At 69.6% G+C, this 22,028-nt stretch carries 25 protein-coding genes; 9 read left to right on the top strand and 16 right to left on the bottom strand.

Annotated features, from left to right (window positions below):
* The first annotated feature begins 1 nt into the window (after nucleotide 1).
* Nucleotides 2-1,039 carry a Y-family DNA polymerase gene (locus GV007_RS05730; RefSeq protein WP_160071347.1) on the top strand — a complete coding sequence of 346 codons (1,038 nt, stop codon included), beginning with the start codon at nucleotides 2-4 and terminating at the stop codon, nucleotides 1,037-1,039.
* A gap of 95 nt (nucleotides 1,040-1,134) precedes the next feature.
* On the top strand, nucleotides 1,135-2,331 hold the full coding sequence (locus GV007_RS05735) for a benzoate/H(+) symporter BenE family transporter (RefSeq protein WP_160071348.1): 1,197 nt from the start codon (nucleotides 1,135-1,137) through the stop codon (nucleotides 2,329-2,331).
* Nucleotides 2,332-2,397: 66 nt separating this feature from the next.
* Here GV007_RS05735 and GV007_RS05740 read toward each other — a convergent pair whose 3' ends face one another.
* The 8 genes from GV007_RS05740 to GV007_RS05775 form a co-directional block, all read right to left on the bottom strand.
* Nucleotides 2,398-2,670, bottom strand: a complete 273-nt coding sequence (locus GV007_RS05740; protein WP_160071349.1) for a GlsB/YeaQ/YmgE family stress response membrane protein — start codon at nucleotides 2,668-2,670, stop codon at nucleotides 2,398-2,400.
* Nucleotides 2,671-2,712: 42 nt separating this feature from the next.
* Complete coding sequence (locus GV007_RS05745; RefSeq protein WP_160071350.1) at nucleotides 2,713-3,549, bottom strand: glycosyltransferase family 2 protein; 837 nt, start codon at nucleotides 3,547-3,549, stop codon at nucleotides 2,713-2,715.
* The gene (locus GV007_RS05750; protein WP_160071351.1) at nucleotides 3,546-4,565 is read right to left on the bottom strand and encodes a glycosyltransferase; all 1,020 of its coding nucleotides are present in this window, start codon (nucleotides 4,563-4,565) and stop codon (nucleotides 3,546-3,548) included. Before GV007_RS05750 ends, GV007_RS05745 begins: the two co-directional genes overlap by 4 nt.
* Nucleotides 4,562-5,632, bottom strand: coding sequence for a glycosyltransferase (locus GV007_RS05755; RefSeq protein ID WP_160071352.1), 1,071 nt, complete (start codon nucleotides 5,630-5,632; stop codon nucleotides 4,562-4,564). Before GV007_RS05755 ends, GV007_RS05750 begins: the two co-directional genes overlap by 4 nt.
* Nucleotides 5,629-6,771: a glycosyltransferase gene (locus GV007_RS05760; protein ID WP_194676653.1), complete on the bottom strand. Its 1,143-nt coding sequence runs from the start codon at nucleotides 6,769-6,771 to the stop codon at nucleotides 5,629-5,631. Before GV007_RS05760 ends, GV007_RS05755 begins: the two co-directional genes overlap by 4 nt.
* A 93-nt stretch (nucleotides 6,772-6,864) precedes the next feature.
* On the bottom strand, nucleotides 6,865-7,086 hold the full coding sequence (locus GV007_RS05765) for a hypothetical protein (protein ID WP_104242346.1): 222 nt from the start codon (nucleotides 7,084-7,086) through the stop codon (nucleotides 6,865-6,867).
* 2 nt (nucleotides 7,087-7,088) lie between these two features.
* Nucleotides 7,089-7,397, bottom strand: a complete 309-nt coding sequence (locus GV007_RS05770) for a DUF7882 family protein (RefSeq protein WP_104242344.1) — start codon at nucleotides 7,395-7,397, stop codon at nucleotides 7,089-7,091.
* A gap of 87 nt (nucleotides 7,398-7,484) precedes the next feature.
* Nucleotides 7,485-7,844 (bottom strand): hypothetical protein, encoded by a 360-nt coding sequence (locus GV007_RS05775; RefSeq protein ID WP_160071353.1) that lies wholly within the window; start codon nucleotides 7,842-7,844, stop codon nucleotides 7,485-7,487.
* A gap of 197 nt (nucleotides 7,845-8,041) precedes the next feature.
* Here GV007_RS05775 and GV007_RS05780 point away from each other — a divergent pair, with 197 nt between their 5' ends.
* A complete protein-coding gene (locus GV007_RS05780) occupies nucleotides 8,042-8,488 on the top strand; it encodes a DUF805 domain-containing protein (RefSeq protein WP_160071354.1) in 447 nt (148 codons plus the stop codon).
* A gap of 80 nt (nucleotides 8,489-8,568) precedes the next feature.
* Here the strand turns inward: GV007_RS05780 and GV007_RS05785 are convergent, their stop codons facing one another.
* From GV007_RS05785 to GV007_RS05805, 5 genes are all read right to left on the bottom strand, one after another.
* The gene (locus GV007_RS05785; RefSeq protein WP_160071355.1) at nucleotides 8,569-9,042 is read right to left on the bottom strand and encodes a MarR family winged helix-turn-helix transcriptional regulator; all 474 of its coding nucleotides are present in this window, start codon (nucleotides 9,040-9,042) and stop codon (nucleotides 8,569-8,571) included.
* A 10-nt stretch (nucleotides 9,043-9,052) separates the two neighbouring features.
* Nucleotides 9,053-10,807 (bottom strand): MDR family MFS transporter, encoded by a 1,755-nt coding sequence (locus GV007_RS05790; protein ID WP_442960372.1) that lies wholly within the window; start codon nucleotides 10,805-10,807, stop codon nucleotides 9,053-9,055.
* A gap of 141 nt (nucleotides 10,808-10,948) precedes the next feature.
* Nucleotides 10,949-11,152 carry a CsbD family protein gene (locus GV007_RS05795; protein WP_160071356.1) on the bottom strand — a complete coding sequence of 68 codons (204 nt, stop codon included), beginning with the start codon at nucleotides 11,150-11,152 and terminating at the stop codon, nucleotides 10,949-10,951.
* Nucleotides 11,153-11,202: 50 nt separating this feature from the next.
* Nucleotides 11,203-11,604 (bottom strand): GntR family transcriptional regulator, encoded by a 402-nt coding sequence (locus tag GV007_RS05800; protein WP_160071357.1) that lies wholly within the window; start codon nucleotides 11,602-11,604, stop codon nucleotides 11,203-11,205.
* On the bottom strand, nucleotides 11,601-12,317 hold the full coding sequence (locus GV007_RS05805) for a hypothetical protein (RefSeq protein ID WP_160071358.1): 717 nt from the start codon (nucleotides 12,315-12,317) through the stop codon (nucleotides 11,601-11,603). Before GV007_RS05805 ends, GV007_RS05800 begins: the two co-directional genes overlap by 4 nt.
* A gap of 100 nt (nucleotides 12,318-12,417) precedes the next feature.
* Here GV007_RS05805 and GV007_RS05810 point away from each other — a divergent pair, with 100 nt between their 5' ends.
* Nucleotides 12,418-13,047, top strand: a complete 630-nt coding sequence (locus tag GV007_RS05810) for a DNA-directed RNA polymerase subunit beta (RefSeq protein WP_068495464.1) — start codon at nucleotides 12,418-12,420, stop codon at nucleotides 13,045-13,047.
* A gap of 27 nt (nucleotides 13,048-13,074) precedes the next feature.
* Here the strand turns inward: GV007_RS05810 and eda are convergent, their stop codons facing one another.
* Nucleotides 13,075-13,755, bottom strand: coding sequence for a bifunctional 4-hydroxy-2-oxoglutarate aldolase/2-dehydro-3-deoxy-phosphogluconate aldolase (gene eda / locus GV007_RS05815; RefSeq protein WP_160071359.1), 681 nt, complete (start codon nucleotides 13,753-13,755; stop codon nucleotides 13,075-13,077).
* 127 nt (nucleotides 13,756-13,882) lie between these two features.
* Here eda and GV007_RS05820 point away from each other — a divergent pair, with 127 nt between their 5' ends.
* Together GV007_RS05820 and GV007_RS05825 are read left to right on the top strand one after the other, a co-directional pair.
* Complete coding sequence (locus GV007_RS05820; protein ID WP_160071360.1) at nucleotides 13,883-15,346, top strand: gluconokinase; 1,464 nt, start codon at nucleotides 13,883-13,885, stop codon at nucleotides 15,344-15,346.
* Nucleotides 15,346-16,293, top strand: a complete 948-nt coding sequence (locus GV007_RS05825) for a phosphoglycerate dehydrogenase (protein WP_160071361.1) — start codon at nucleotides 15,346-15,348, stop codon at nucleotides 16,291-16,293. The genes GV007_RS05820 and GV007_RS05825 overlap by 1 nt, the downstream gene beginning before the upstream one ends.
* On the opposite strand, the gene GV007_RS05830 is transcribed toward GV007_RS05825, so the two are convergent.
* The gene (locus GV007_RS05830; RefSeq protein ID WP_160071362.1) at nucleotides 16,290-17,039 is read right to left on the bottom strand and encodes a FadR/GntR family transcriptional regulator; all 750 of its coding nucleotides are present in this window, start codon (nucleotides 17,037-17,039) and stop codon (nucleotides 16,290-16,292) included. The two genes, GV007_RS05825 and GV007_RS05830, sit on opposite strands and share 4 nt — an antisense overlap.
* 199 nt (nucleotides 17,040-17,238) lie before the next feature.
* Here GV007_RS05830 and GV007_RS05835 point away from each other — a divergent pair, with 199 nt between their 5' ends.
* From GV007_RS05835 to GV007_RS05845, 3 genes are read left to right on the top strand one after another with little or no spacing between them, the layout of a single operon-like run.
* The gene (locus GV007_RS05835) at nucleotides 17,239-18,630 is read left to right on the top strand and encodes a GntP family permease (RefSeq protein WP_160071363.1); all 1,392 of its coding nucleotides are present in this window, start codon (nucleotides 17,239-17,241) and stop codon (nucleotides 18,628-18,630) included.
* Nucleotides 18,631-18,684: 54 nt separating this feature from the next.
* Nucleotides 18,685-19,449, top strand: coding sequence for an SDR family oxidoreductase (locus GV007_RS05840; RefSeq protein WP_160071364.1), 765 nt, complete (start codon nucleotides 18,685-18,687; stop codon nucleotides 19,447-19,449).
* Between the two features lie 47 nt (nucleotides 19,450-19,496).
* Nucleotides 19,497-20,513: an L-idonate 5-dehydrogenase gene (locus tag GV007_RS05845; protein WP_160071365.1), complete on the top strand. Its 1,017-nt coding sequence runs from the start codon at nucleotides 19,497-19,499 to the stop codon at nucleotides 20,511-20,513.
* 207 nt (nucleotides 20,514-20,720) lie between these two features.
* On the opposite strand, the gene GV007_RS05850 is transcribed toward GV007_RS05845, so the two are convergent.
* A complete protein-coding gene (locus GV007_RS05850) occupies nucleotides 20,721-21,992 on the bottom strand; it encodes a M23 family metallopeptidase (protein ID WP_160071366.1) in 1,272 nt (423 codons plus the stop codon).
* Nucleotides 21,993-22,028: the final 36 nt, after the last annotated feature.

The raw sequence follows: 22,028 nt of genomic DNA on the forward strand, positions 1-22,028 counted from the left end.
CATGAACTCGTACCTGCTCCATGCCGACGCCGACTCCTTCTTCGCATCGGTCGCCCTGCGTGACCGGCCGGAGCTCGCAGCCAAGCCCGTCGCCGCCGTGGCGCACCTGTTCATCGCCAGCGCCAACTACCCAGCGCGGGAGTTCGGCATCCACGCCGGCATGCTCGTCACCGAGGCGCGTGAGCTTTGCCCACGCATCCTGCTCGTCGAGGCCTACCGCCAGGAGATCGAAGCGGTCGGGGATGCGCTCTACGCGCTCTTCGACTCGGTCGCGCGGGGCATCGAGCCCGGCTCGATCGAGGAAGCGTTCCTCGACGTCGGGGCACGCTCGATCGAGGAGGCGCAGAGCGTCGCCCACGAGCTGCGTCGCCGCGCCGCGACCGAGCTGCGCATCCCCGTCAGCGTCGGCATCGGCCGCACGAAGCTCATGGCGAAGCTCGCATCGAGAGCAGCGAAGCCCGACGGCGTGCACGTCATCGACCAGGCGCGCGAGTTGGAGCTGCGCACCGAGCTGCCCATCGGTGAGGTGTGGGGAATCGGGGCACGCACCGAGGCGCGGCTCATCAAGCTCGGCGTCGCTCGCATCGGCGATGTCGACGTCATCCCGCGCGACGAGCTGCTGCGGGTCTGCGGCACGGGGATGGCCAGGCGGCTGTGGCGCATCCGCGCCGGCACCGACGACGCGATGATCTCGCCCATCCGGCACCGCACGAGCCTCACCTCGGAATCGTCGACCTCGGGATACGCACGGGCCGACCGCACGCCGGAGGAGGTCGTCGAGGGCTGCGTCGAACGCGTCTGCCACCGCGCGACTCGGGCGGGTCTCAGCGCGACGGGCATCAAGCTCGAGCTGCGCCCCGTCGGGCTCGGCCCGGTCAGGGAGAAGTACCAGGGCATCGACTCGAGCGCGTCCTTCGACGTATGGATGCCCGTCGCGAAGAAGCTGCTCGTCGACTCGAGCACGTCGGAGCTCGAGTCCGCGAGCGTGACGCTCACCGGGCTGGTTCCCGTCGAGATGGTGCAACCGACGCTCTTCTGACGATCCCGCCTCGTGGTTTCGTCTGCCCGGTGCCCTGCCCCTACGCTGAACTGCAGATCGCGGGATGCGCGAGCGGACGAGACGAGGACCCAACGATGAGCAGCACTCTCGAGCCGCGCGAGGGCATCCTGCGCCCCATCTCGGCGGGCGTGGTCTCGGCGCTCGTGGCGTTCACGAGCTCGTTCATCGTCGTGCTGACGGGCCTGACCGCCGCGGGGGCGAGCGCAGATCAGGCATCGAGCGGCCTCCTCGCCGTGAGCGTCACCATGGGCCTCGGGTGCGTCCTGCTGGCGGGCTGGACTCGACTGCCCATCACCGTCGCCTGGTCGACCCCGGGCGCGGCCCTGCTTGCGGCGACGGGAACCATCGAGGGCGGCTGGCCGGTCGCGGTCGGCGCGTTCCTCATCACGGGACTCCTCATCGTCGTCACGGGGCTCATCCCGCAGCTCGGCGCCCTCGTCGCCCGCATTCCCGTCTCCGTCGCCCAGGCGATGCTCGCGGGCGTGCTCTTCCAGCTCTGCCTCGGCCCGATCACCGGAATGGCGGAGAACCCGCTCGCCGTCGCGCCCGTCGTCGTCGCCTGGCTGCTCGCGCTGCGCTTCCTGCCTCGGTGGGCCGCGCCGATCGCGTTCCTCGTCGCGGCGATCGTCATCGGCGTGCACATCGTCGCCTCCGGCGCCTCGGTCCAGGCCGCCGACCTCGCCCCGCGCCTGGAGTTCACCGCCCCGGAGTTCTCGGTCGCTGGCATGATCGGCATCGCGCTGCCCCTCTACCTCGTCACCATGGCGTCCCAGAACGTGCCGGGGGTGGCCGTCATGAAGGGCCTCGGCTTCGCCGTGCCGTGGCGGCGGTCGCTCATCGTGACCGGCATCGGCACCGTCGTCGGCGCCCCCGCCGGAGGCCACGCCATCAACCTCGCCGCCATCAGCGCGGCCCTCGCCGCGGGGCCGGAGGCGGGAGAGGACCGTTCACGGCGCTGGGTGGCGAGCGTCACCAATGGAGTCGTCGTCATCGTCCTCGGCGTGGCATCGGCCGCATTCGGAACGCTGGTCCTGCTCGCCCCGGCCGGCGTCATCGCCGCAGTGGCGGGGCTTGCGCTCATCGGCACGCTCGCCGGCTCGCTCAAGGCGGCGCTCGCCGAGACGGGGGAACTCGTGCCTGCCGTCGTGACCTTCGCGACCGCCGCATCCGGCATCGCGATCGGCGGAGTCAGCGCGGCCTTCTGGGCACTGCTTGCAGGCCTCATCGTGCGCTTCGTCGTGCGGCCCCGCCGCCCATCCACCGAGAGCTGAGTTGTGGTCGTCTCGGGCGACGAATGACGACCACAACTCAGCTCTCGGCGGATGCGCAGTCCGAGGTCAATCGTTGCGGGGCGCCGTGATCCGAACGATCACGAGGTAGACGGCGAGGGAGGCGACGGCGCCTACGATCGCCGAGGTCCAGTTCGGCAGCGAGAACGGGTCGCTTGTGCTGCTCCAGAACAGGACGCTGCTGAGCCAGCCCCCGAAGAGCGCGCCGAGCGCGCCCACGAAGAGCGGCGCGATCCAGTCGTCGCGCCTGCGGGTGGGCAGGAAGCGCTTGGCCAGCACCCCCAGCAGAAGGCCGATGGCGAGGAAGGCGAAGTAGCTCACGCGTGCTCCAGAGGTTTCGGGGGAGAGGTCGAGGCTTCCAGCCTAAGAGCCCGCGGCCACCGCGCAGGCCTCGTCGCCGACGCCGCCCACGATGAGGCCGCGCTCGCGGAACGCCTGCAGCCAGCCGACCATGGGCCACTCGCCCCAGCGCTCGCGGAACACGTTCGCGTTGCGCGCGATGTCGGCGACGTGCTGCACGGGAGGTGAGGAGGTCGGATGCCACTGGTGATAGGCGCGGGCGCCGCCCACCCAGGCGAGCCCCACCCCGGCGTCTCCCGCGAGTCGCGCGAAGTCGGTGTCCTCGCCGCCGTACCCGTCGTACCCCTCGAAGAACCCGCCGATCCGCTGCCAGGTGGCCGCGGTCGTCGCGAATGACAGCGACCAGAACAGGTTCCTGTCCTCGCCATCGACCACGGCTCCGGGAGACGGGGCAGGCCGGGCCGGGTGCGGGGCATCCAGCAGCTCGATGCGCTCGCCGTCGTAACCGGCAGGTCCCGGCTGCTCGAGGTAGGTGACCGGCCCGCTCAGCAGCGTCCCCGACCAGCGGGCATCCGCCGCAGCAGCGTGATAGGAGGCGACGAGCCCACGGCCCGGGATGCAGTCGACGTCGAGGAAGATCAGCAGCTCGGCGCCGCGCGCGAGGGCAACTCGAGCGCCCTCGTTGCGGGCAGCGGCGAGCGGGAGGGCGCTCGTGTCCGCAGCGACATCCACGACGATGCCGGCGAGGCGATCGGCGGCGGCCAGCCGTCCCAGCTCGGGGTCGTCCATGGCCACCACGATCGTGTCGTCCGCGGGGTGGGACTGGCGGAGCAGGCCGGCCCGCAGCGCCCTGAGGTGCGAGTGCCTGCCGTGCGCGATCGTGACCACCGCGGTTCTCATCTGCTCGCCATCCGGTCGAGCAGGGCCGCGGCGCGCAGCGCGCCGGCCCCGTCGTTCCAGCTCGCCCAGTTGCGTCCGTCGAGACGTGCCGCCTCGTCGAGCAGTGCGGCCCAGTCGTCGCGCTCGAAGCTGTTCGTGACGATGACGGGCAGGCCGGGGGTGGCGGCGAGGACCCTGGCTGCGGCCGCCTGCTCGTCGTGCGGTCGATCCTGCGGGACGACGACGGCGGGAACCTGGGCGGCGGCGACATCGGCGATCGCGCCCTGCCCCGCGTGCGTGAGGACAAGCGAGGCTTCGCGGATGCGCGGGCCGGGGTCGGCGACCCGGTTCCCGGGAGTCGTGCCGATCTCGTCCCATTCGACGCCGGGCGTCTGCCGCTTGGCCTCGCGGATCTGCGCGGAGCTCATGCCGCCGCCGCCGCTCCCCGCGAGCACCAGGACTCGCGTGATGGGGCCGGGCCCGCGGCCCGTCGAGCGCTCGGCTGCGGAGATCGCGCCGACGGCGTGCAGGCGAGCCAGCACACGAGCGGATGCGCCGGGCAGCATGCCCTCCGCGCTCGCCGGCCAGGCGGCGAGGACGGCATCCGAAAGCCCGAACCCGAGGGTGTGCGGCGCGTCGGTGCGCACGCCGGGCAGCGCGACCGAGACCACGGGGACGCCGTGCAGGCGGGCGAGTGCCGCGACTTCCACTGACACGTCGGAGACGAAGAGCGTGGGCGCGGCGTCGGCGATCCAGGCGGAGATGCGGGCCATGCGCCGTCGCATCCCCTCGTCGTCGACGGGCGCCCAGTGCAGTGCACCGTTCGCCGTGGGTTCGAGCGGCGAGACAGCGAGGTCGTCGCGCTCGAGCCGGATCCAGGGGCCAAGCCAGGCCTCGGGTTTCGGCAGCGTCGAGAGCCCCGTCACCGGGGTCGTGCACTCGCGTGCGATGGCGAGCGCACGTCGCGCGTGCCCGCCGCCTCGGTGGTGCACGTAGTAGCCGATGCTTCCCGTCTCGGACGGGCCTGTGTCGCTCATGCCGCTTCCTGCCTCTCACTCTGTGCGCCGCCGAGCAGCGCCTCGTACTCGTCGACCATCCGCTCGAGGGAGCAGAAGGCGACCGCGCGCTCCCGCGCACCCTCGCGGGGCAGCCTCGCGGCCTCGAGCAGTGCGGCGGCGAGAGCCGGCACGTCGTCGCGGGCCGCGAGCCTGCCGCTGCGCTTGTCGATGATCTGCGGAAGCGCGCCCCGATCGAACGCGGCGACCGGCGTGCCGGCGGCGAGCGACTCGGCCGCGACGAGACCGTACGGCTCGTCCCACCTCGGCGTCACGAGTGTCACGCTCGCCCGCCCGAGATGCTCGAAGAGGGTGGCCTGCTCGAGGTGCCCGAGGTACCGGATGCGCCCACCGAGTCGGGGGCGGATGCTGCGCTCGAAGTACTCGGGATCGAAGATCGGCCCGGCGATATCGAGGTCGACCTGCGCGAGCTCGGCGGCCGCGATCGCCAGATCCAGTCCCTTCTCCGGCACGATGCGACCGGACCAGAACGCGGCACCGCCGCCCGGCCCCGGCAGGAGACGGTCGGTGTCGACGCCGTTGAGGATCACGGTGCTCTCGATGCTTCCGGCCCAAGCATCCCGCATGTGCGAGCTGACGGCTATGAAGGTCCCAGTTGACCCGCTGATGCGGACGGCCGACTCGATCCACCCGACGGGCGGCGTGTGCAGCGTCGTGAAGAAGGGCACCCCGAGCAGGCCGGACATGGCGACGGGAAGGTGGTGGATGCTGACGTTGAGCACCGCGTCGAAGCGCGCCTTCGCGGTCTGCGCGAGGTCGAGCATGAGGGCCAGGTAGGCGTGGTGCTCGTGCATCCATTCGACGGGCATCGCGCCGACGTCCTGGCGGGCCGTCTCGCTCATGGTGAAGCTCTCGACGGAGAGGTGCTCGACGCCCAGGGCTGGGTCTGAGCCGGGGGCTGCGAAGAGCGTCACCTCGTGGCCGCGACGCTTGAGCGCCAGGATGAGGGCGTGGGTGTGCGACTCGAGCCCGCCGGCGAAGGGTTCGCTGATGGGGAAGCGGGAGGGGCCGATGACACAGATTCTCAACTCGCAACACGCTCCAGGCTCAGGACGGACGTGTACACGTCGAGGTGCGCGGCCGCGATCCGGCCGCGCTCGGCGGCACGCGCCTCTGGGTCGGGGCGTGGAGTCTGCGCGCGCGCTGCTGCGAGCACCGCCGCCTGCAGGGAGTCGACATCGAGGGTGCCGGAGGGGTCGCGGCGGTACTCGAAGACGGGTCCCTGGTCGGCGAAGTAGCCCACATCGGGCGCGACGACGGCCGTGCCGAGGTCTCGGCACGCCTCCATCCAGCCGGAATGCGTGCCGAAGCGGTAGGGGAGCACCGAGGCGTCGAGCGATGCCAGGTAGTGCCACAGCTCCGTGTCGCTCAGGTAGTCGTGGATGCGCAGCTCGATGCGGCCAGCATCGGCGAGCTCGCGGAGCCGGGCTGAGAGCTCTGGCTCGAACTTCGCGCCGGCGGGGTCGAGGAGCTCGCGGTGCCCGTTGACGAGCACGTCGAGGGTCTCCTCCCGCGCGCTGAGGTCGACGAGCGCCTCGATGACGGGCAGCGGATCCAGGCTCGCGCGCAGGCTCTTCGCGTGCACGCCGACACGGAATCGACCGCCGGATGCGGTGCGCCCGTCGATGGCGGCGTTCGCCTCGTCCGGCTCCACGATGTGCGGGTGCGGTACAACGATCGGGCGGCGCCCCCAGCGGCGCTCGATCTCATCGGCGGCGCCTGCCGTGAGCGTGATGAGCCCATCAGCTGCCGGGATCAGGATGTCCAGGTGGGCGGTGTGCGCGTCAGGGGTGTCGTGGTGCGGGTTCGTGAGGTCGTGCACGGTGTAGACGAGCGGCTTGCCGTGCCTGCCCAGTGCATCCACGATCGCCCGTAGGGACTCGGGAGAGAGGGCGTCGAAGCCGAAGTGCACGTGGAAGACGTCGAACTCGGCGGCATGCTCGTCGATCCAGCTCGAGTCGAGCATGACCGGCGGCCACCAGCGATCCGTGGCGGGCCGTCCGGACCCATCCGGGTGCGGGTCAGCCAGGCGTACGACCTGGTGCGAGGAAGGCGCGGAGGAGACGGGAGCGAGGTGCCTGACGTAGACGTGTCCCGAGGGGACGCTCGCAACCCTGATGGTTCGGCTGGTCTCGCCGAGGAGTTCTGAAGTACTGAGGGATGCCACTTATCCACATAACCAGGACAAGTGGAGGAGCGTACGACTCTTGACAGTCCTCGGCCTCCGTGCATGCGTCAGCTGCTTCGCACCGCTGACGGGTCAGTCGCCCGGGTACGGCTCCACGACCACGATGCCGACCCCGGGGCCGACCAGCAGATTCGCGGGCTCGAGGCGCCCCTCGCCGCGGTCGCCGCGCACCCAGAACCACTCGCCGGCGGCCACTCGGGCGAGGATGTCCTCGCGGAAGGCATCGACGTCGGCGACGAGCTTCGAGAACGTCTCACCCTGGTACAGCAGCTCGATCCTGGTTGACGTGCTCATGTTCATGAGGTCCTCTCTGCGGGTTCGGCGATGACGGCGAGGCCCGCCTGCGAGTTGGCACCCTGCACGAGCGCCTCGACCCACGAGCGGTTGATGTGCACCTGCCTGCTGCCGAGGAACTTGAAGCGGATGGGCACGGCCGGGTGCATCCATACGGTGCTTCGCCCGTCCCCGCCGGCGTTGTTGTCCTTCCAGCTGAAGAAGAACGACTCTCCGCGGCGCAGCTTCGTGCCGATCGCGAGCTGGAGGTGTGCCAGCAGGCGGTCCTCGAAGTCGACGGTGACCTCGGAGTTGTAGATGAACTTCCCCACGCTGGATCCTGCTTTCTTGTCACTGGCACATGGTGTGCGCCGTCCATTATCACTCTCAGAGCGCCGACCTGTGGCCAGCGCGCCCAATCAGAGTTCGTCGAGCCAATCCGGATGGGGCACGCGAGGGTCATTCGAGGAGCCCTCCTCGACGAGCTCCTCTGGCGCGTAGCTCTTGTTCTCGAGCTCGGCGCGCAGCTTCGTGAAGGTGGCGAGCGCCTGGCTGTCGTCGAACTCAGGGAGCTCGGTGTCGACCGTTTCGGTGGCGATCTGGCTCGACGGGCCGACCAGCACGGAGAGCATGTTCGACGTGCCGTCCGCGTGCCGCACGGGGATCTCGACGATCCCAGCCTGGTGCACCTCGGCGAGTGCCGCCGCGTATCCCACGAGCTCTCGCGCGATCTTCGTGCTCGTGAAGTAGACACCACCTGCGTAGTGAAGCTGATCCATCGTTCCCCCAGACGGTCGCGGGTGTGCAGAATTTTCTGAGTCTCCCAGCCCCACTTGGGTGTGCTCGGAGTATTGCATTCTGATTCGTTGTATGAAGCTGATTCCGGGCTTTGCCAAATCGAAACCTGGCGTTCATTGCTCCGCCGCTACGCTCAGGGAAGTTCCTATGTATCGGCAGTGCCTGATTGGAGTCCGTGATGTCTACCCCTCAGCTCGACGCCCCGCTCTACCCACCGCTCTACGGAGCCAGCTTCGGGCAGGCGGTGAAGCGCTTCTTCAAGAAGTACGCCGTCTTCTCCGGCCGCGCGAGCCGCAGCGAGTACTGGTGGTGGTGGCTTTTCGGTGTCATCGTCAACGCCGTGTTCTTCCTCATCGGCTCACTCACCGGAACGACCTCGGTCGACACCACAGAGGGATTCTCGGCCGCAACCTTCGGCAACCCCGTTGTCACGGTCATCCAGTCGATCTGGGGCCTCGCGATCCTCATCCCCGGCCTCGCGCTGCTCTTCCGCCGCCTACACGACACGAACCGCTCCGGCTGGTGGTGGCTGATCCTGCTCGTGCCGCTGGCTGGTCCGATCATCATGCTCGTGTTCCTGATCGGCGACTCGCGTCCAGAGGGTGCCCGGTTCGACACCCAGTAGCTTCCTGTTCCGCTGAGACACGAAACCGCCACCGTCGTTCGAGGGTGGCGGTTTCGTCGTTCGAGGCAAGGGGGGGCAGGTCAGCGTTCGGGGTTCACGGCCTCGGCCACGGCGCCGAACCGGCCGAGCAGCCCGGAGAACACGCGCAGCTCGTCCGGCGTCCAATCGCGCAGCACGGCGTGCAGCCGGTGCCGGTTGCGGGCGCGCACCTCCGTGACCCGCTCGACCGCGAAGGTGGTGGGGGTGAGGATGCGCGCGCGCCCGTCGTTCGGGTCCGCCCCGACGGTGAGCAGCTCGAACTCCTCGAGCATCCGGATCTGGCGGCTCATGACGCTCTTGTCGATCGCGAGCTGTTCGCCGAGGGTGCCGACGTGCGCGGTCTCGTGCTGCACGAGCGCCGAGAGGATCTTGTAGCCGATGGGCTGCAGCGAAGGGTGCACGGCGACTGCGGACTCGCTCCACGTGGTGCGGACGCGCCGGTAGAACGTGCCGAGCTCCGACTCCACCGAGGCGATCGCCTCGGCGAAGTCGGCGTCGTCGGGTGACTCAGGCATGATGGCCATCTTAGGTGCGGTCTGCCTGCCGTCCCGAGTCCCCGAGGATCGGGATGGCGCCCGTGCGCGGGATGCCGACCATCGCCTCTGCGACCTCGACGAGGTCCTCGGAGGTCGACTCCGTGACCTTCTCCCGGGACTGAGTCGACGCATCCGCCTCGCTGCCGGAGGGGGAGGTCTCCTCGCCCTTGGCTCGCTGCACGGCGTTCTGCGTGCCGAGCTGGGCGTTCGGCAGGAAGGAGACGGCGATGAGCGTGACGATCGCGAGCGGCAGGGCCGCCAGGAAGATCGCGCCGACCGACGTGCCGTAGGCGTCCTCGACGAGGACCCGCAGCCAGTCGGGCAGCGTCGCGAGCTGCGGGATGCTGCCACCCGCGAGCGACTGTGCGGCTGCGGCCTGCTGCTCCGGCGGCAGAGCGCGGACGCTCGTCGAGATCGTGTCTGCCACGACGGTTCCCAGGATCGAGCCCATGACGGAGACGCCGATCGTGCCGCCCAGGCTGCGGAAGAAGGTGACGGCGCTCGTCGCGACGCCCATGTTCTTGACCTCTGCCTTGTTCTGGACGACGAGGACCAGGTTCTGCATGACCATGCCGACGCCGGCGCCGAGCGCGAACATCGAGACGCCCACGTACAGGTAGGGCGTGTCGTAGTGGAGGCGGCTCAGCAGGAAGAGCCCGACGACCATGAGCGCGCTGCCCGTGACGACGAACGCCTTCCACTTGCCGCGGCGGCTGATGAGGTTGCCCACGATGGTGGATGCGACGAGGAGGCCCGCCATCATCGGGATCGTGAGGATGCCGGACTCGGTCGGGGTCGCGCCACGCGCGAGCTGCATGTACTGGCTCAGGAAGACGCTCGTACCGAACATGGCGACGCCGACGGAGACGCTCGCGATGACGGCGAGCGTGAACGTGCGGTCGCGGAAGAGCGTGAGCGGGATGAGCGGCTCCTTGACACGGAGCTCGACGAGGATGGCGATGACCAGGAGGAGGACGCCGCCCCCGACCATGAGGTAGGAGGGCAGGGAGTTCCACTCGAACTGCGTGCCCGCGAGGGTCACCCAGATGAGGAGCAGGGACACACCGCTCGAGATGAGCACGATGCCGTAGTAGTCGATGCTGACCTTGCGCTTCTTCGGCTTCGGCAGGTGCAGGGTGACCTGCAGCAGGATGAGCGCGATCACCGCGAAGGGGAGGCCGACGAAGAAGTTCCAGCGCCACCCGAAGGCGTCGGTGATGACGCCGCCGAGGAGGGGGCCGCCGACGGTGGCCAGCGCCATGACGGCGCCGAAGAAGCCGGCGTAGCGGCCGCGCTCACGGGGGCTGAGGATGTCCGCCATGACGATCTGGCTGAGTGCGCCGAGTCCGCCGGCACCGAGGCCCTGGAACACGCGCATGGTGATGAGCATCGCGGGGTCCTGCGCGAAGCCGGCGATCGCCGAGCTCACGACGAAGATGACGAGGGCGATCTGCAGGAGGAGCTTGCGGTTCGTGAGGTCGGCGAGCTTGCCCCAGATCGGGGTGGAGACGGTGGTCGCGAGCAGGGTTGCGGTGACGACCCAGGTGAAGGCGCTCTGGTCGCCCTTGAGGTCGCTGATGATGAGCGGCAGCGAGGTGCTCACGACGGTCGACGCGAGCATCGACACGAACATGCCGAGCATGAGGCCGGAGAGGGCCTGCAGCACCTGGCGGTGGCTCATTCCGGATTCGGTGAGCTCAGCGGCTGGCTTGGAGCTGGATCTGGGGTTCTTGCTGGACGACATCGACGCGGGGCCTCCTGGTAGTTGACAACGGTCAACCATACTCAGATGGTTGACCGTCGTCAACTACCAGAAAGGGCCCCGCGAACGGGGCCCTTTGCTGCATGCGCGAGACGCCGGAATGTGGCGTCTCGAGAGGCACTGCTAGTCGATCTTGCGCTTGAGGTTGTCGAGGCCCTCCTTGGCGGCGTCCTTGACGTCCTCGACCTTCTCCTTGAAGCCCGCCTTCGTCTGGTCGGAGCGGCCTTCAGCCTTCAGCGACTCGTCTCCGGTGACCGCGCCAGCGGCCTCCTTCGCGCGTCCGCCGAGGTCTTCTGACTTGTTCTGAATACGATCGTCGATTCCCATGAGGGGATGCTCTCAGGCGAACTTGGACGCCGCCTGTGGCGGGGTGGGGTTCAGGGCTGCGCGTGCCGATCCGCAGTGATCGACAGGGCCTCGAAGACGGCGGCGACCGCCTCGTCGTCGCTCACGCCCAGCTCACGCGCCTCGACGGCGAACGCCCTCGCGGCCGCCGTCAGTCGCACATCCCCGTGCCTGCCGTCCGCGGTCACGAACGTGCCAGCGCGGCCGCGGCCGACGACGACGCCCTGCTCCTCGAGGGCCGTGTAGCACTTCGCCACCGTTCCCGGCGCGACGCCGAGCGTCTCCGCCAGCGCGCGCACCGGCGGCAGTCGCTCGCCGGGGACCAGATCGCCTCGCTCGACGGCGTCGATGATGGCCTCCCGCAGCTGCCGTCCTGGCGGGCTCGCAGCGTCTCCCCCGAGGGAGAGGGAAGCGAAGAAATCAGCGGCGCTCACTGGCGCGGCCGCTTGCCTGGGCTCGTGTTCTCGTCGACGGCGGTGTCGGAGCCGAGCGAGATCTCCTCGTCGTCGTCCGGGTCGACCAGGTCGTCGAACATCGCAGCACTCGCGGCGTTCGCCGCCAGGTCGTGCTTCTTCTCGCGCTGGGGTCCGAATCCGAGCCACTTGCGTGTCGGGTAGTGGAGCTTCTCGCGCCGCCACCACAGCGTCGCGAGCACCAGCGCAGCGACGCTCGGCAGGAGCGCAAGCCACGCGCCGTAGGCGATCGGGTACTGGCCGTTCGCCGCATCCACGCGGAGGGTCGCGAAGGCGAAGAGGAACAGGATCCCGAGTGTCGCGAAGGCGGCGTAGAGCTGGAGGATCTTCGCGGAGATCACCGCGACCCCGGAGATGCGGAGGATCAGGACCACGACGAGCCCGAGCAGCGGCAGCGTTGGCACGAGGCCGAACAGGAACGTGCCGAACCAGTTGTAGCCGAGCGCCTCATCCATCTGGCTCAGTCCCGTGCCGGCGACCAGGAGCTGCCAGCCGTTCAGGGTCGGCGCGATGCGGTTGAGGGGGATCTCGGAGTTCCACCACGGGAAGAACATCGTCACGACCAGCAGGACCGCCAGCACGCCGAAGGCGATCTGCTTCGGGCGGTAGGCCGGGTACGACGACATCGCCGCCGTGTCCTCGACCAGCGAATCGTCCTCGTGCGCAGTAGCCATGCCCCCAGCCTACGAGGCAGGTTCGCAATCGTGGCTCCGAACGCGCAGACTGGATGCGGCCCGCACGGGCCAGCAAGGCGCAGTCGGCGAGAGGGGCAGCATGACGCAACGACACCACAGGCCCGTCCGCGTGCCATCGCAGGCGTTCGAGGCGCTCGTCGGCGCCGACGACCCAGCAGCGGTGAGCCGCGTCGCGCACGACACGGCCCGGGCGCTCCTGCAGCGAGCCCGTGGCGAGGGCGACCAGGCGGTCGTCGCGCGCCTCGTGGCCTACGCCGACGAGAACGGCATCGACGAGATCGCCGAGCTCTGGGCCGGTGCCACCTCGCGTTCCCTGCCAGGCGCGCTCTGGCGCCTCTACCTGCTGCGGCAGGCCGTGCGCGCCAATCCGGCCGAAGCGAGCTACCTCTTCCGTCGAGGCTACGAGGTCGACCGCTCCATCAGCTCCGTGGTCGCAGGTGCAGCGACCCCCACCGGGCCGGAAGAGGTCGTCGCCCTCGCCGACGTCATCCTGCACGGCGCCTTCTCCGGTGACTTCGCCATCGCCCTCGAGCGAGCCGCCGCGTTCTGCCGCGTCATGTCGCAGGGGGCGACGAGCCTCGCGAAGGACGAGGAGAGCGTCGTGCCAGCCAGGGCGCGCCAGTCGACGCGACGTGCCATCCGGTACCTGGAGATGGGCGACGACCTGCACGCCTCGGCGGGTCTCTGGCGCATTGACGCGCTCGACTGAACGACCGGCCGAGGGGCTTCGTCGCGGCTAGGACTCTCGGCTCGGCGTGACCGCCTGACGTTCTGCCCGGTTGCCCGAGCGGAGTCCGCGCGCGAGCTCGACGGCGGCAGCGGTGAGTCTCGTCACCTCGGCCCAGTCCTGCTGGTCGACGGCCGACGGCGGGAGCATCCACGAGCCGCCCACGGCGAGCACCGCCGGGATGGCGAGGTAGTCGCCGAGGTTCGCGGGGTTCACTCCGCCGGTGGGCACGAATCTCACGTCGCCGAACGGCGCGGAGAGGGCGGCGATCGCCTTGGCACCCCCATTCGTCTCTGCGGGGAAGAACTTCACCGTCTCGATGCCCAGCTCCAGGGCGGCCTGCACCTCGGTCGCGGAGGTGGCACCAGGCAGAACCGGGATGTCGTGGGCCCTGCACGGCTCGACGACGGTACGGCTCAGGCCGGGGGAGACGATGAACGAGGCTCCCGCATCCACGGCGATGTCGACCTGGGCTGGGGTGAGCACCGTTCCGGCGCCGACGAGCACTCCGCCGCGGGCGGCGAGAGCAGCGATCGTCGAGGCCGCGGCGCTCGTCCGGAAGGTCACCTCGGCGACCGGGAGCCCACCGTCGGCGAGTGCCTCCGCGATGCCGAGGCCCTCGGCGGTGGTCTTCGCGGAGACCACGGGAACGATCGAGTGCTCGGCGAGACGAGCAAGGATTTCGTGCAAGAGAACCTCCGTTGGCTGCCTTGTGTTCCCAAGTGGAACCCAATGATCATATTATTGGAGATCCTACCGAGAGTCGCCACCGCGCACGGCCCCGATCGGCAACGACGCCCACGAGTGGAGCAGAACCATGAAGATCCTCGCCCTCGAGTCCAGCACCACCTCAGCGAAGACGCTGATCTTCGACTCCGACACCCAGGAGGTGCAGGTGCGGACTCGGCGATTCGAAGTCGCCGGGCCCGACCCCGCCGTCCGCGACGCGGAGGGCATCTTCACCCAGCTCATCGCCCTCGCCCGTGAATCCGTCCGCGGGCACGACATCGACGCCCTCGTGCTGTCGAACACGTACCACGGCCTCGGGCTCGTGACCCAAGACCTCCAAGCGGCCAGCCCTGTCTACGAGTGGCCCTTCACGGGCGCCCAAGGACTCTGCGCCGAACTGCGCGAGGATGCGGAGCTCACCACCTGGTTCTACGAGCGCACGGGCTGCATGGTCAACGCCAGCTACCCCGCCTTCAAGCTCGCCTACCTGGCCCGCCAGGGCGTGGAGATCGCCGGGCGCAAGGTCATGGACCAGGGGAGCTTCAACTTCCTGAGATTCACCGGCCTCCCGTGGACGAGCTACTCCCTCGCCTCCGGAACCGGCCTGCTCAACGTCCACACCTCCGACTGGGACCTCGAGATCCTCGAGACCCTCGGTGTCGCCGGCGTCGACTTCCCCGAACTGCACGACAGCGAGGAATCCGCCCCACTGCTCGCCGACGTCGCGACCTACCTCGGCATCCGCCCCGGAATCCCCGTCCTCGTCCCCGGACCGGATGGCGGCCTCAGTCAGGTCGGCGACCTCGCCGGGCTCCCCGGCGACATGACCTTCTCCATGGGGACCAGCGGCGCCATGCGGTTCGCGACCCTCGAGCCGTCCCTCTCCCCGCGGCTCAGCACCTGGGCCTACCGCTCCCCGCTCGGCTGGCTCAGCGGCGCCGCCACAAGCGGATGCACGAACTGCGTCGACTGGGCGAAGGACAGGTTCTTCGGCTCGGACGCCCAGTTCTCCGAGATCGAACCCCAGCTCGTCCAGGGACGGGACGAGCTGCCCACCTTCCTGCCCTTCCTGTACGGCGAACGGTGCCCGGGGTGGCAGGACCAGCGGCTCGGCGGGTTCGTCGGCCTCGAGCCCCGGCACGGGCGCGTCGACATGTACCAGGCCGTGCTGCAGGGGGTTGTGCTCTCGCTCTACCACTGCTTCCGCGAGCTCACCGCGATCAACGGCATGCCGACCCGCGTCCTTCTCTCCGGCGGAGTCCTCTCCTCGCCGTTCTGGACCCAGATGACGGCAGACGCCTTCGGGGTCGAGATGGAGGTGTCGTCGCTGCAGCACAGCTCGGTGGTCGGCGCCGTGCGCCTCGGGCTCCGCGCCGCGGGACTCAGCGAGGACCAGCCGGCGTTCCGCAACACGGAGACGCAGCGAGTCATCCCGAACCCCGCCATGCGGGACTACTACGACCGCGCCTTCGCCAAGTACCTCGACGCCTACGACCGCACGAGCACCGCACCGGATGCGCGTGCTGAGTCCCTCATTGGAAGCAACGCCTGATGCGCATCCTGATCACCCCCACCTCCCTGAGCCGGACTCCGGACGCCGAGGTGCTCGCCCCGCTGCGGGAGATGGCCGACGAGCTGATCTTCAATACGCTCGGGCGCCCGCTCACCTCCGCCGAGCTCGCCGAGGCCCTGCCCGGGATCGACGGCGTCATCGCTGGCCTCGACACCTACGACGCGGCAGCGCTCGCGGGCGCCGACCGCCTTCGGGTGATCTCCAGGTACGGTGTCGGCGTCAACAACGTCGACCTGGACGCCGCAGCCGGGAGAGGCATCCACGTCACCAGAACCCCTGGGGCCAACGCGTCCGCGGTCGCCGAACTCGCGATCGGCCTCGCCTTCGCCGTCGCCAGAGAGATCCCCAGGCTGCACGCTGAGGTCGCAGATGGCGGCTGGCCGCGAGGCAGCGGCATCGAGCTCGGTGGGCGCACGTTCGGGGTCGTCGGTTTCGGCGCGATCGGCCGGATCGTCGCCGAACGAGCCCGCGGCATCGGGATGAACGTGCTCGCCTACGACCCCTTCGTTCCCGCCACCGCCATCGCAGAGACCGGAGCTACGCCGGCCAGCCTCGACGAACTCTTCCGGGCAGCCGACGTCGTCAGCCTGCACGTGCCGCTCCTCGAGAGCACCCGCCACGTCGCCGACGCCGCACGCATCGCGGCCATGAAGCCCGGGGCCATCCTGCTCAACACCTCGCGCGGTGGCCTCATCGACGAGGCGGCTGCCCGCGAGGCGCTCGACGCTGGGCACCTCTTCGGGGTCGGCCTCGACGCCTACGAGACGGAGCCGCCGCAGGACTCACCGCTGCTCGGGCACCCGAGGGTCGTCGCGACGCCGCACAGCGGGGCGCACACCGCCGAGGCCGTCGCCAGGATGGCGAGCGGGGCCATCCAGAACCTCGTCGAGGAGCTCTCCGGACGGGCCAGCGTGCATCGCGTCTAGGGTGTGTCGGGCGTCTCCGACTCGAACTCTGGGGCCTCGCCGATGGCTGCGTCGTGGATGATGAGCACCTCGCCCAGGATCGTGTCGAGGTAGCCCTTCGAGTGCTTCTCGGCGGCGAGGGGGTCGCCGTCCGCGATCGCCTGCGCGGTGAGCACGTGGTTGTGCAGCGCGTCGTGCAGTGGCCTCGCCGGCGTGAGGCCCAGGTTCGCGCGGCCGGCGAGCACCTGGGCGATCGGCTCCTTGACGGCCGCGAGCAGCGCATTGCCGCTCGCATCCAGGATCAGGTCGTGGAACTCGATGTCGGCCTGCAGGTATTCGGGGGAGTCGCCGCGCTCGCTTGCGCCGAGCGCCTGCAGCTGTGCGGCGAGCTCGAGCAGGCGAGTCCGCTCGCGCTGCGAGGCCCGCGAGGCGGCGAGCTTCGCGGCGACCGGCTCGATCGCAGAGCGGAGCTCGGTGAGCGCGACGAGCTGCTGGCTGCGGCTGTTCCCTCGAAGTCGCCAGCGGATAAGGGTCGTGTCGAGCGCGTTCCAGTCGCGGGTGGGCTGGACGGTGATGCCGACTCGTCTCCGCGAGACGAGCAGTCCCATGGATTCCAGGACGCGGACGGCCTCGCGCACGACCGTGCGGGACACCGCGTAGTGCTCCTCGAGGGCCGCGAGGGTGAGGACCTGGCCGGCCTCGAGCTCGCCTCCCGCGATGCGGACGCCGAGGTCGTCGAGCACCGACCCGTGCACTGCCTGCGCCATGCGCACCTCTCTTCGCTCACCGCAACGATATAGATATGATCACAACTTGAAATAAGTATGATCATTGTGCGAGGCTCGAACCACACTGAGCGTCACCAGAACCCGCGTTCCGAATCATCGCAGATCGCGAACGGCCTCACCCTCACGGCACCGCTGCACGGTCGCACGGTCCGAATTCCAGAAATCGACGGAGATCACCATGGAAGAAGAATGGACCCAGACACTGGGGACCGCACCGCTGCTCGGCATCGCAGCAGGAGCCATCGCGCTCATCCTGATCCTCATCATCCGCTTCAGGCTCCACGCGTTCCTGACGCTGGTGATCGTGTCGCTTCTCACGGCGCTCGTCGCGGGCGTCCCCGTCTCGGCCGTCGCGAGCACCCTCACCGGCGGCTTCGGCAGCACCCTCGCGACCGTCGCGCTCCTCATCGGCTTCGGCGCGATGCTTGGCCGCCTCATCGAGCACTCCGGCGGTGCCAAAGCCCTCGCTGACAAGCTCGTCGACGTCTTCGGCGAGAAGCGAGCCCCCTTCGCGCTCGGCATCGCGTCGCTCATCCTCGGCTTCCCGATGTTCTTCGACGCCGGCCTCATCATGATGCTGCCCATCGTCTTCGCCGTCGCGCGCCGAGTCTCGGGCAACAACGTCCTCCTCTTCGGCATCCCCGCAGCGGCCGCCTTCTCGGTCATGCACGTGTTCCTGCCGCCGCACCCCGGCCCCGTCGCCGCCACGGAGCTCTACGAAGCCAACCTCGGCGTCGTCCTCCTGCTCGGCCTCATCATCGTGTTCCCGCTCTGGTACGTCTCCGGTTACCTGTGGGGCAAGTTCGTCGCCAAGCGCATCCAGCTGCCCGTCCCCGCCCTCTTCGGCGACCTCGACGAAGACCAGCCGAAGAACCCGCCGAAGGTCTCCACGATCATCCTGCTGCTCCTGCTGCCGATGGTCCTCATCTTCCTCAACACGGGCATCTCGGCCCTCGCCAGCGCCGGAGTCGTCGACGGTGACGCGATCTGGGCCCAGGCCGCGGTCCTCCTCGGCAACTCGCCCATCGCGCTGCTCATCGCGGTCGTCACCGCCAGCATCGTCCTCGGCACGCGCCGCGGCGAGAACGGCACCGCCCTCGAGAAGCTCCTCGACTCCTCCCTCGGGCCGATCTGCTCCGTGATCCTCATCACCGGCGCCGGCGGAATGTTCGGCGGCGTCCTGCGCGCCTCCGGCATCGGCGACGCGCTCGCCGACACGCTCGGCGACCTCGGACTCCCGCTCATCGTCGCCGCCTACGTCATCGCCGTCGTCCTCCGCGTCGCGCAGGGCTCTGCAACCGTCGCCCTCGTCACCGCGGCGGGCCTCATCGCCCCCGCAGTCGTCGTCGCCGACCTCAACGACTTCCAGGTCGCGTCGATCGTGCTCGCCACCGCAGCAGGCTCGGTCTTCGCCGGCCACGTCAACGACTCCGGCTTCTGGCTCGTCGGACGCCTCATGGGCATGGACGTGAAGACGACGCTCAAGACCTGGACGGTGCAGCAGACCATCGAGTCGGTCACGGCGTTCGCGTTTGTGCTCGTCATCTACCTGGTCGCGTCGCTCTTCTGAGCCTGACCCGGAACGCCCCGTCTGCGTGACACCACCTCACAGAGCAGGAACAGCATGGATCTCTTCACCCTCACGGGCAAGCTCGCCCTCATCACCGGGTCGTCGCGCGGCCTCGGCCGTTCGCTCGCCACGGCGCTCGCCGACGCAGGCAGCACGATCATCCTCCACGGTCGGGACACCGAGGCGCTCGCGACGGCAGCCGCCGAGCTGGAGGAGCGCACGGGGCGCCCCGCGCACGTCGTCTCCTTCGATGTCACCGACGCGGCTTCCGTCGAGGCCGGAATCGCCGCCCTCATCGCCGAGCACGGGGTGCCGGACATCCTCGTCAACAACGCGGGGCTCCAGCGGCGAGCGCCCTTCGCGGAGTTCAAGGTCGAGGACTGGGATGCGCTCGTCGCCGCCAACCTGAGCGGAGTGTTCTACGTCTCCAGGTTCCTGGCCCCCGCCATGATCGAGCGCGGTTCCGGCAAGATCGTCAACATCGGCTCGGTGCAGTCGCTCCTCGCCAGGCAGACGATCGCCCCGTACTCGGCCACGAAGGGCGGCGTCGCCCAGCTGACGAAGGGCATGGCGGCCGACCTCGCCAGGCACAACGTGCAGGTCAACGCCATCTCGCCCGGCTACTTCGCGACCGAGATGAACCGAGCCCTCGTCGAGGACGAGCAGTTCAACAGCTGGCTCATCAACCGCACCCCGGCGCAGCGCTGGGGCGCGTTCGAGGAGCTCGCTGGCACCCTGATCTACCTCAGCTCCGACGCCTCGAGCTTCGTGTCGGGGCAGAACATCTTCGTCGACGGCGGCATGACCGCGGTCGTCTGATCCCGGTCACCGCCGACCACCTCGCACCAGGACACGCAGGAGACACCATGCGCGCAGCGTTCATCGAAAGCAAGGAAGCACTCGACCTCGCCGAGGTCGACACCCCGGAGCCGGGGGAGGGGCAGGTCCGGATCCGCGTCGACTACGTCGGCATCTGCGGCTCCGACCTCCACTACTACTTCGAAGGAGCCAACGGCGCCTTCGTGGTGCGGGAGCCGCTGGTCCCAGGTCACGAGCTCTCCGGCAGGGTCGACCTCGATCCCATCGACGAGTTCGAGACCGGTGCCCCCGTCACCGTGCATCCCGCCACGTTCGGCACCCCGAGCCGCGGACTCGAGGACTCGCCGCACCTCTGGCCCGGGGGCGCCTACCTGGGCAGCGCATCCACGACCCCGCACACGCAGGGCGCGCTGAGCGAGTACCTGCTCGTCGACCGCGGCATGCTCCGCAGGCTCCCAGCGACGCTGCCGATCCGCCGTGCCGTGCTCGCCGAGCCCCTCGCCGTCGCCCTCCACGCCCTCACCAAGGCGGGAGACCTGACCGGCAAGCGAGTGCTCGTCACGGGGGCCGGCCCCATCGGTCTCCTCACCATCGCCGCAGCCCGCGTCAAGGGCGCAGCGCACATCAGCGCGACCGACGTGCTCGCCGGTCCGCTCGCGCGCGCCTCCGCCATGGGAGCCGCCGAGGTGATCGACGTGAGCCGCGAGCAGGTGCCCGCCGACAGCTTCGACGTGGTCTTCGAATGCTCGGGCGTCGCCGTCTCCGTGTCGAGCGCGTTCGCGGCCGCCAAGCCGGCGGGAACCGTCGTGCAGGTGGGGATGGTCCCGAACGAGCCACGCCCCATCAACCTCGCTCCGTTCATCTCCAAGGAGCTGCGCGTCTTCGGCACGTTCCGCTTCAAGGACGAGATCGACGAGGCGATCGTCATCCTCGACGCTCATCCCGAGATCGAGGACGTCATCACGCACGAGGTCCACGCCGACGACACCGTCACAGCCTTCGGCCTCGCTCGGAACTCGGAGGAGTCCGGCAAGGTCGTCGTCGCTGTCTGGCCCGAGGGCTGAACCGCCACGCCGCCTGTTCGCCGTCAGCCAACACGGTGCACAGCGGCCGTCGATCCCAGTAAACTCGACGACGCCGGGCCGCAGTAACCCCGGGCTCCAATATTCGCCGCTGCGAGCGGCCTTCCGCCGAGAGGCGTTCCTGCGGCCTGGCTTTTCTCATGCCTCCGCCCGCCTCCGCCGCCGCCGGCCCCGGGGCGGGGGCGCGCTCTACGCGCCGGGGTAGGTCATGAGGTCGCCGGTGAGCGGCACCTGGTTGGTGCGCTCCCCGGCGTTCGCTTTGTCGACCTTGTAGGCCTTGCCCTGTTCGCCGGCGTCGAGCGCGGCCTGCGAGGTGACCTGGCCGTCGAGCGTGAACGTGTCGAAGACGAAGGGCAGCCCGTTGGAGGCGAGGGGGTTCGGGGAGTCCATGATGTGGAAGTGGAGGTGCGGGGCGTCGCTGTTCCCGCTGTTCCCGAGCAGGCCGAGGCGGTCGCCGCGGGCGAGCTGCTGACCGACCTGGATCTCGAAGGGGTTACCGGTCTTGAGGTGGGCGTAGAACGCGTAGTTGCCGCCGCCGATGTCCTGTACGACGTAGTTGCCGCCGTATTCGTCGAGGGTGAGGGTCGGGCCGGGGGCTGTGCCGGCTTTCTGCTCGGCGCGGTCGCTCGTGATGGCGACGATGGGGCCGTCGGCGACGGCGATGACGTTCTCGCCGAAGCCGGGGTAGCTGCGCGGGTTGTCACGCGAATCTTCGTAGAGCTGCATGGTGGGGGTGAGCTTGACGTAGTCGATGGCCCAGCGTTCCGGCGCCCAGTAGGCGCCGTTGATGGGGCTGACGGCGCCGCGGTGGGCGGTGAGGCCGCAGCAGCCGTTGCCGTCGAGCCAGCCGCTGCCGGTGAGGGGCGGGCCGATGACGGCGACCTCGCGCTTGTCGACGGCGACGGCCTGCGTGGTCTCGGCGATCGTCTTCTCGTACAGCGGCGGTTGCGCCTTCGGCATCTCGACGGTGACGGTGTGGTCGATGAGGTCGGGCACGTCGGTGCCGGATGCGACGGTCGCGTCCATCCACACCGTCGCGTTCTGACCAGGCCCGAGCTCGACGCCGCCTCCGTCGGTGGTGCCGGCGACGCGCATCACGTCGTCGAGGTCGTCACCCTCGAGCTCTTGCAGCACCGTTCCGCCGCTGCTCGCCTCGACTCCCTGGATCTTCACCTTCGACGGCGACCCGTTGGTGAGCTGCAGCTCGTAGGCGAGGTGGATGCGCTCATCCGTTCCGAGCACGGGGATGGGCGCAGCGAGGGCGGACACGACGACGGGCGTGAACTGTTCACCGCTCGCCGCCGGAGGTGCGGCGACGGGTGGGGTCTCGGTGACCGCGGGAGGCGCATCCGCCCCGATCGTGAGGGCCGGGCTCGCCGAGCAGGCGCTCAGCGAGGCGAGCGCAGCCGCCGCGAGGACCGCTGCGAAGACGCGCGCGCCCCTTGCGGTGATGCCGGTCATGGGCTGAGTTTAGGCTCGCGCAGGGAGGCTCGCCAG

Source organism: Pseudoclavibacter sp. 8L (assembly GCF_902506465.1).
In the GTDB taxonomy this organism is placed as follows: Bacteria; Actinomycetota; Actinomycetes; order Actinomycetales; family Microbacteriaceae; genus Pseudoclavibacter.

Coding starts and splice junctions, on each gene's coding strand:
- GV007_RS05775 (WP_160071353.1), bottom strand. CDS start 7,844: ATGGATCAGCTTCACTACGCAGGTGGTGTCTACTTCACGAGCACGAAG.
- GV007_RS05835 (WP_160071363.1), top strand. CDS start 17,239: ATGGAAGAAGAATGGACCCAGACACTGGGGACCGCACCGCTGCTCGGC.
- GV007_RS05795 (WP_160071356.1), bottom strand. CDS start 11,152: ATGGGAATCGACGATCGTATTCAGAACAAGTCAGAAGACCTCGGCGGA.
- GV007_RS05745 (WP_160071350.1), bottom strand. CDS start 3,549: ATGAGAACCGCGGTGGTCACGATCGCGCACGGCAGGCACTCGCACCTC.
- GV007_RS05810 (WP_068495464.1), top strand. CDS start 12,418: ATGACGCAACGACACCACAGGCCCGTCCGCGTGCCATCGCAGGCGTTC.
- GV007_RS05735 (WP_160071348.1), top strand. CDS start 1,135: ATGAGCAGCACTCTCGAGCCGCGCGAGGGCATCCTGCGCCCCATCTCG.
- GV007_RS05790 (WP_442960372.1), bottom strand. CDS start 10,807: ATGTCGTCCAGCAAGAACCCCAGATCCAGCTCCAAGCCAGCCGCTGAG.
- GV007_RS05780 (WP_160071354.1), top strand. CDS start 8,042: ATGTCTACCCCTCAGCTCGACGCCCCGCTCTACCCACCGCTCTACGGA.
- GV007_RS05805 (WP_160071358.1), bottom strand. CDS start 12,317: ATGGCTACTGCGCACGAGGACGATTCGCTGGTCGAGGACACGGCGGCG.
- GV007_RS05850 (WP_160071366.1), bottom strand. CDS start 21,992: ATGACCGGCATCACCGCAAGGGGCGCGCGCGTCTTCGCAGCGGTCCTC.
- GV007_RS05785 (WP_160071355.1), bottom strand. CDS start 9,042: ATGCCTGAGTCACCCGACGACGCCGACTTCGCCGAGGCGATCGCCTCG.
- GV007_RS05765 (WP_104242346.1), bottom strand. CDS start 7,086: ATGAGCACGTCAACCAGGATCGAGCTGCTGTACCAGGGTGAGACGTTC.
- GV007_RS05830 (WP_160071362.1), bottom strand. CDS start 17,039: ATGGCGCAGGCAGTGCACGGGTCGGTGCTCGACGACCTCGGCGTCCGC.
- GV007_RS05840 (WP_160071364.1), top strand. CDS start 18,685: ATGGATCTCTTCACCCTCACGGGCAAGCTCGCCCTCATCACCGGGTCG.
- GV007_RS05845 (WP_160071365.1), top strand. CDS start 19,497: ATGCGCGCAGCGTTCATCGAAAGCAAGGAAGCACTCGACCTCGCCGAG.
- GV007_RS05750 (WP_160071351.1), bottom strand. CDS start 4,565: ATGAGCGACACAGGCCCGTCCGAGACGGGAAGCATCGGCTACTACGTG.
- GV007_RS05730 (WP_160071347.1), top strand. CDS start 2: ATGAACTCGTACCTGCTCCATGCCGACGCCGACTCCTTCTTCGCATCG.
- GV007_RS05825 (WP_160071361.1), top strand. CDS start 15,346: ATGCGCATCCTGATCACCCCCACCTCCCTGAGCCGGACTCCGGACGCC.
- GV007_RS05820 (WP_160071360.1), top strand. CDS start 13,883: ATGAAGATCCTCGCCCTCGAGTCCAGCACCACCTCAGCGAAGACGCTG.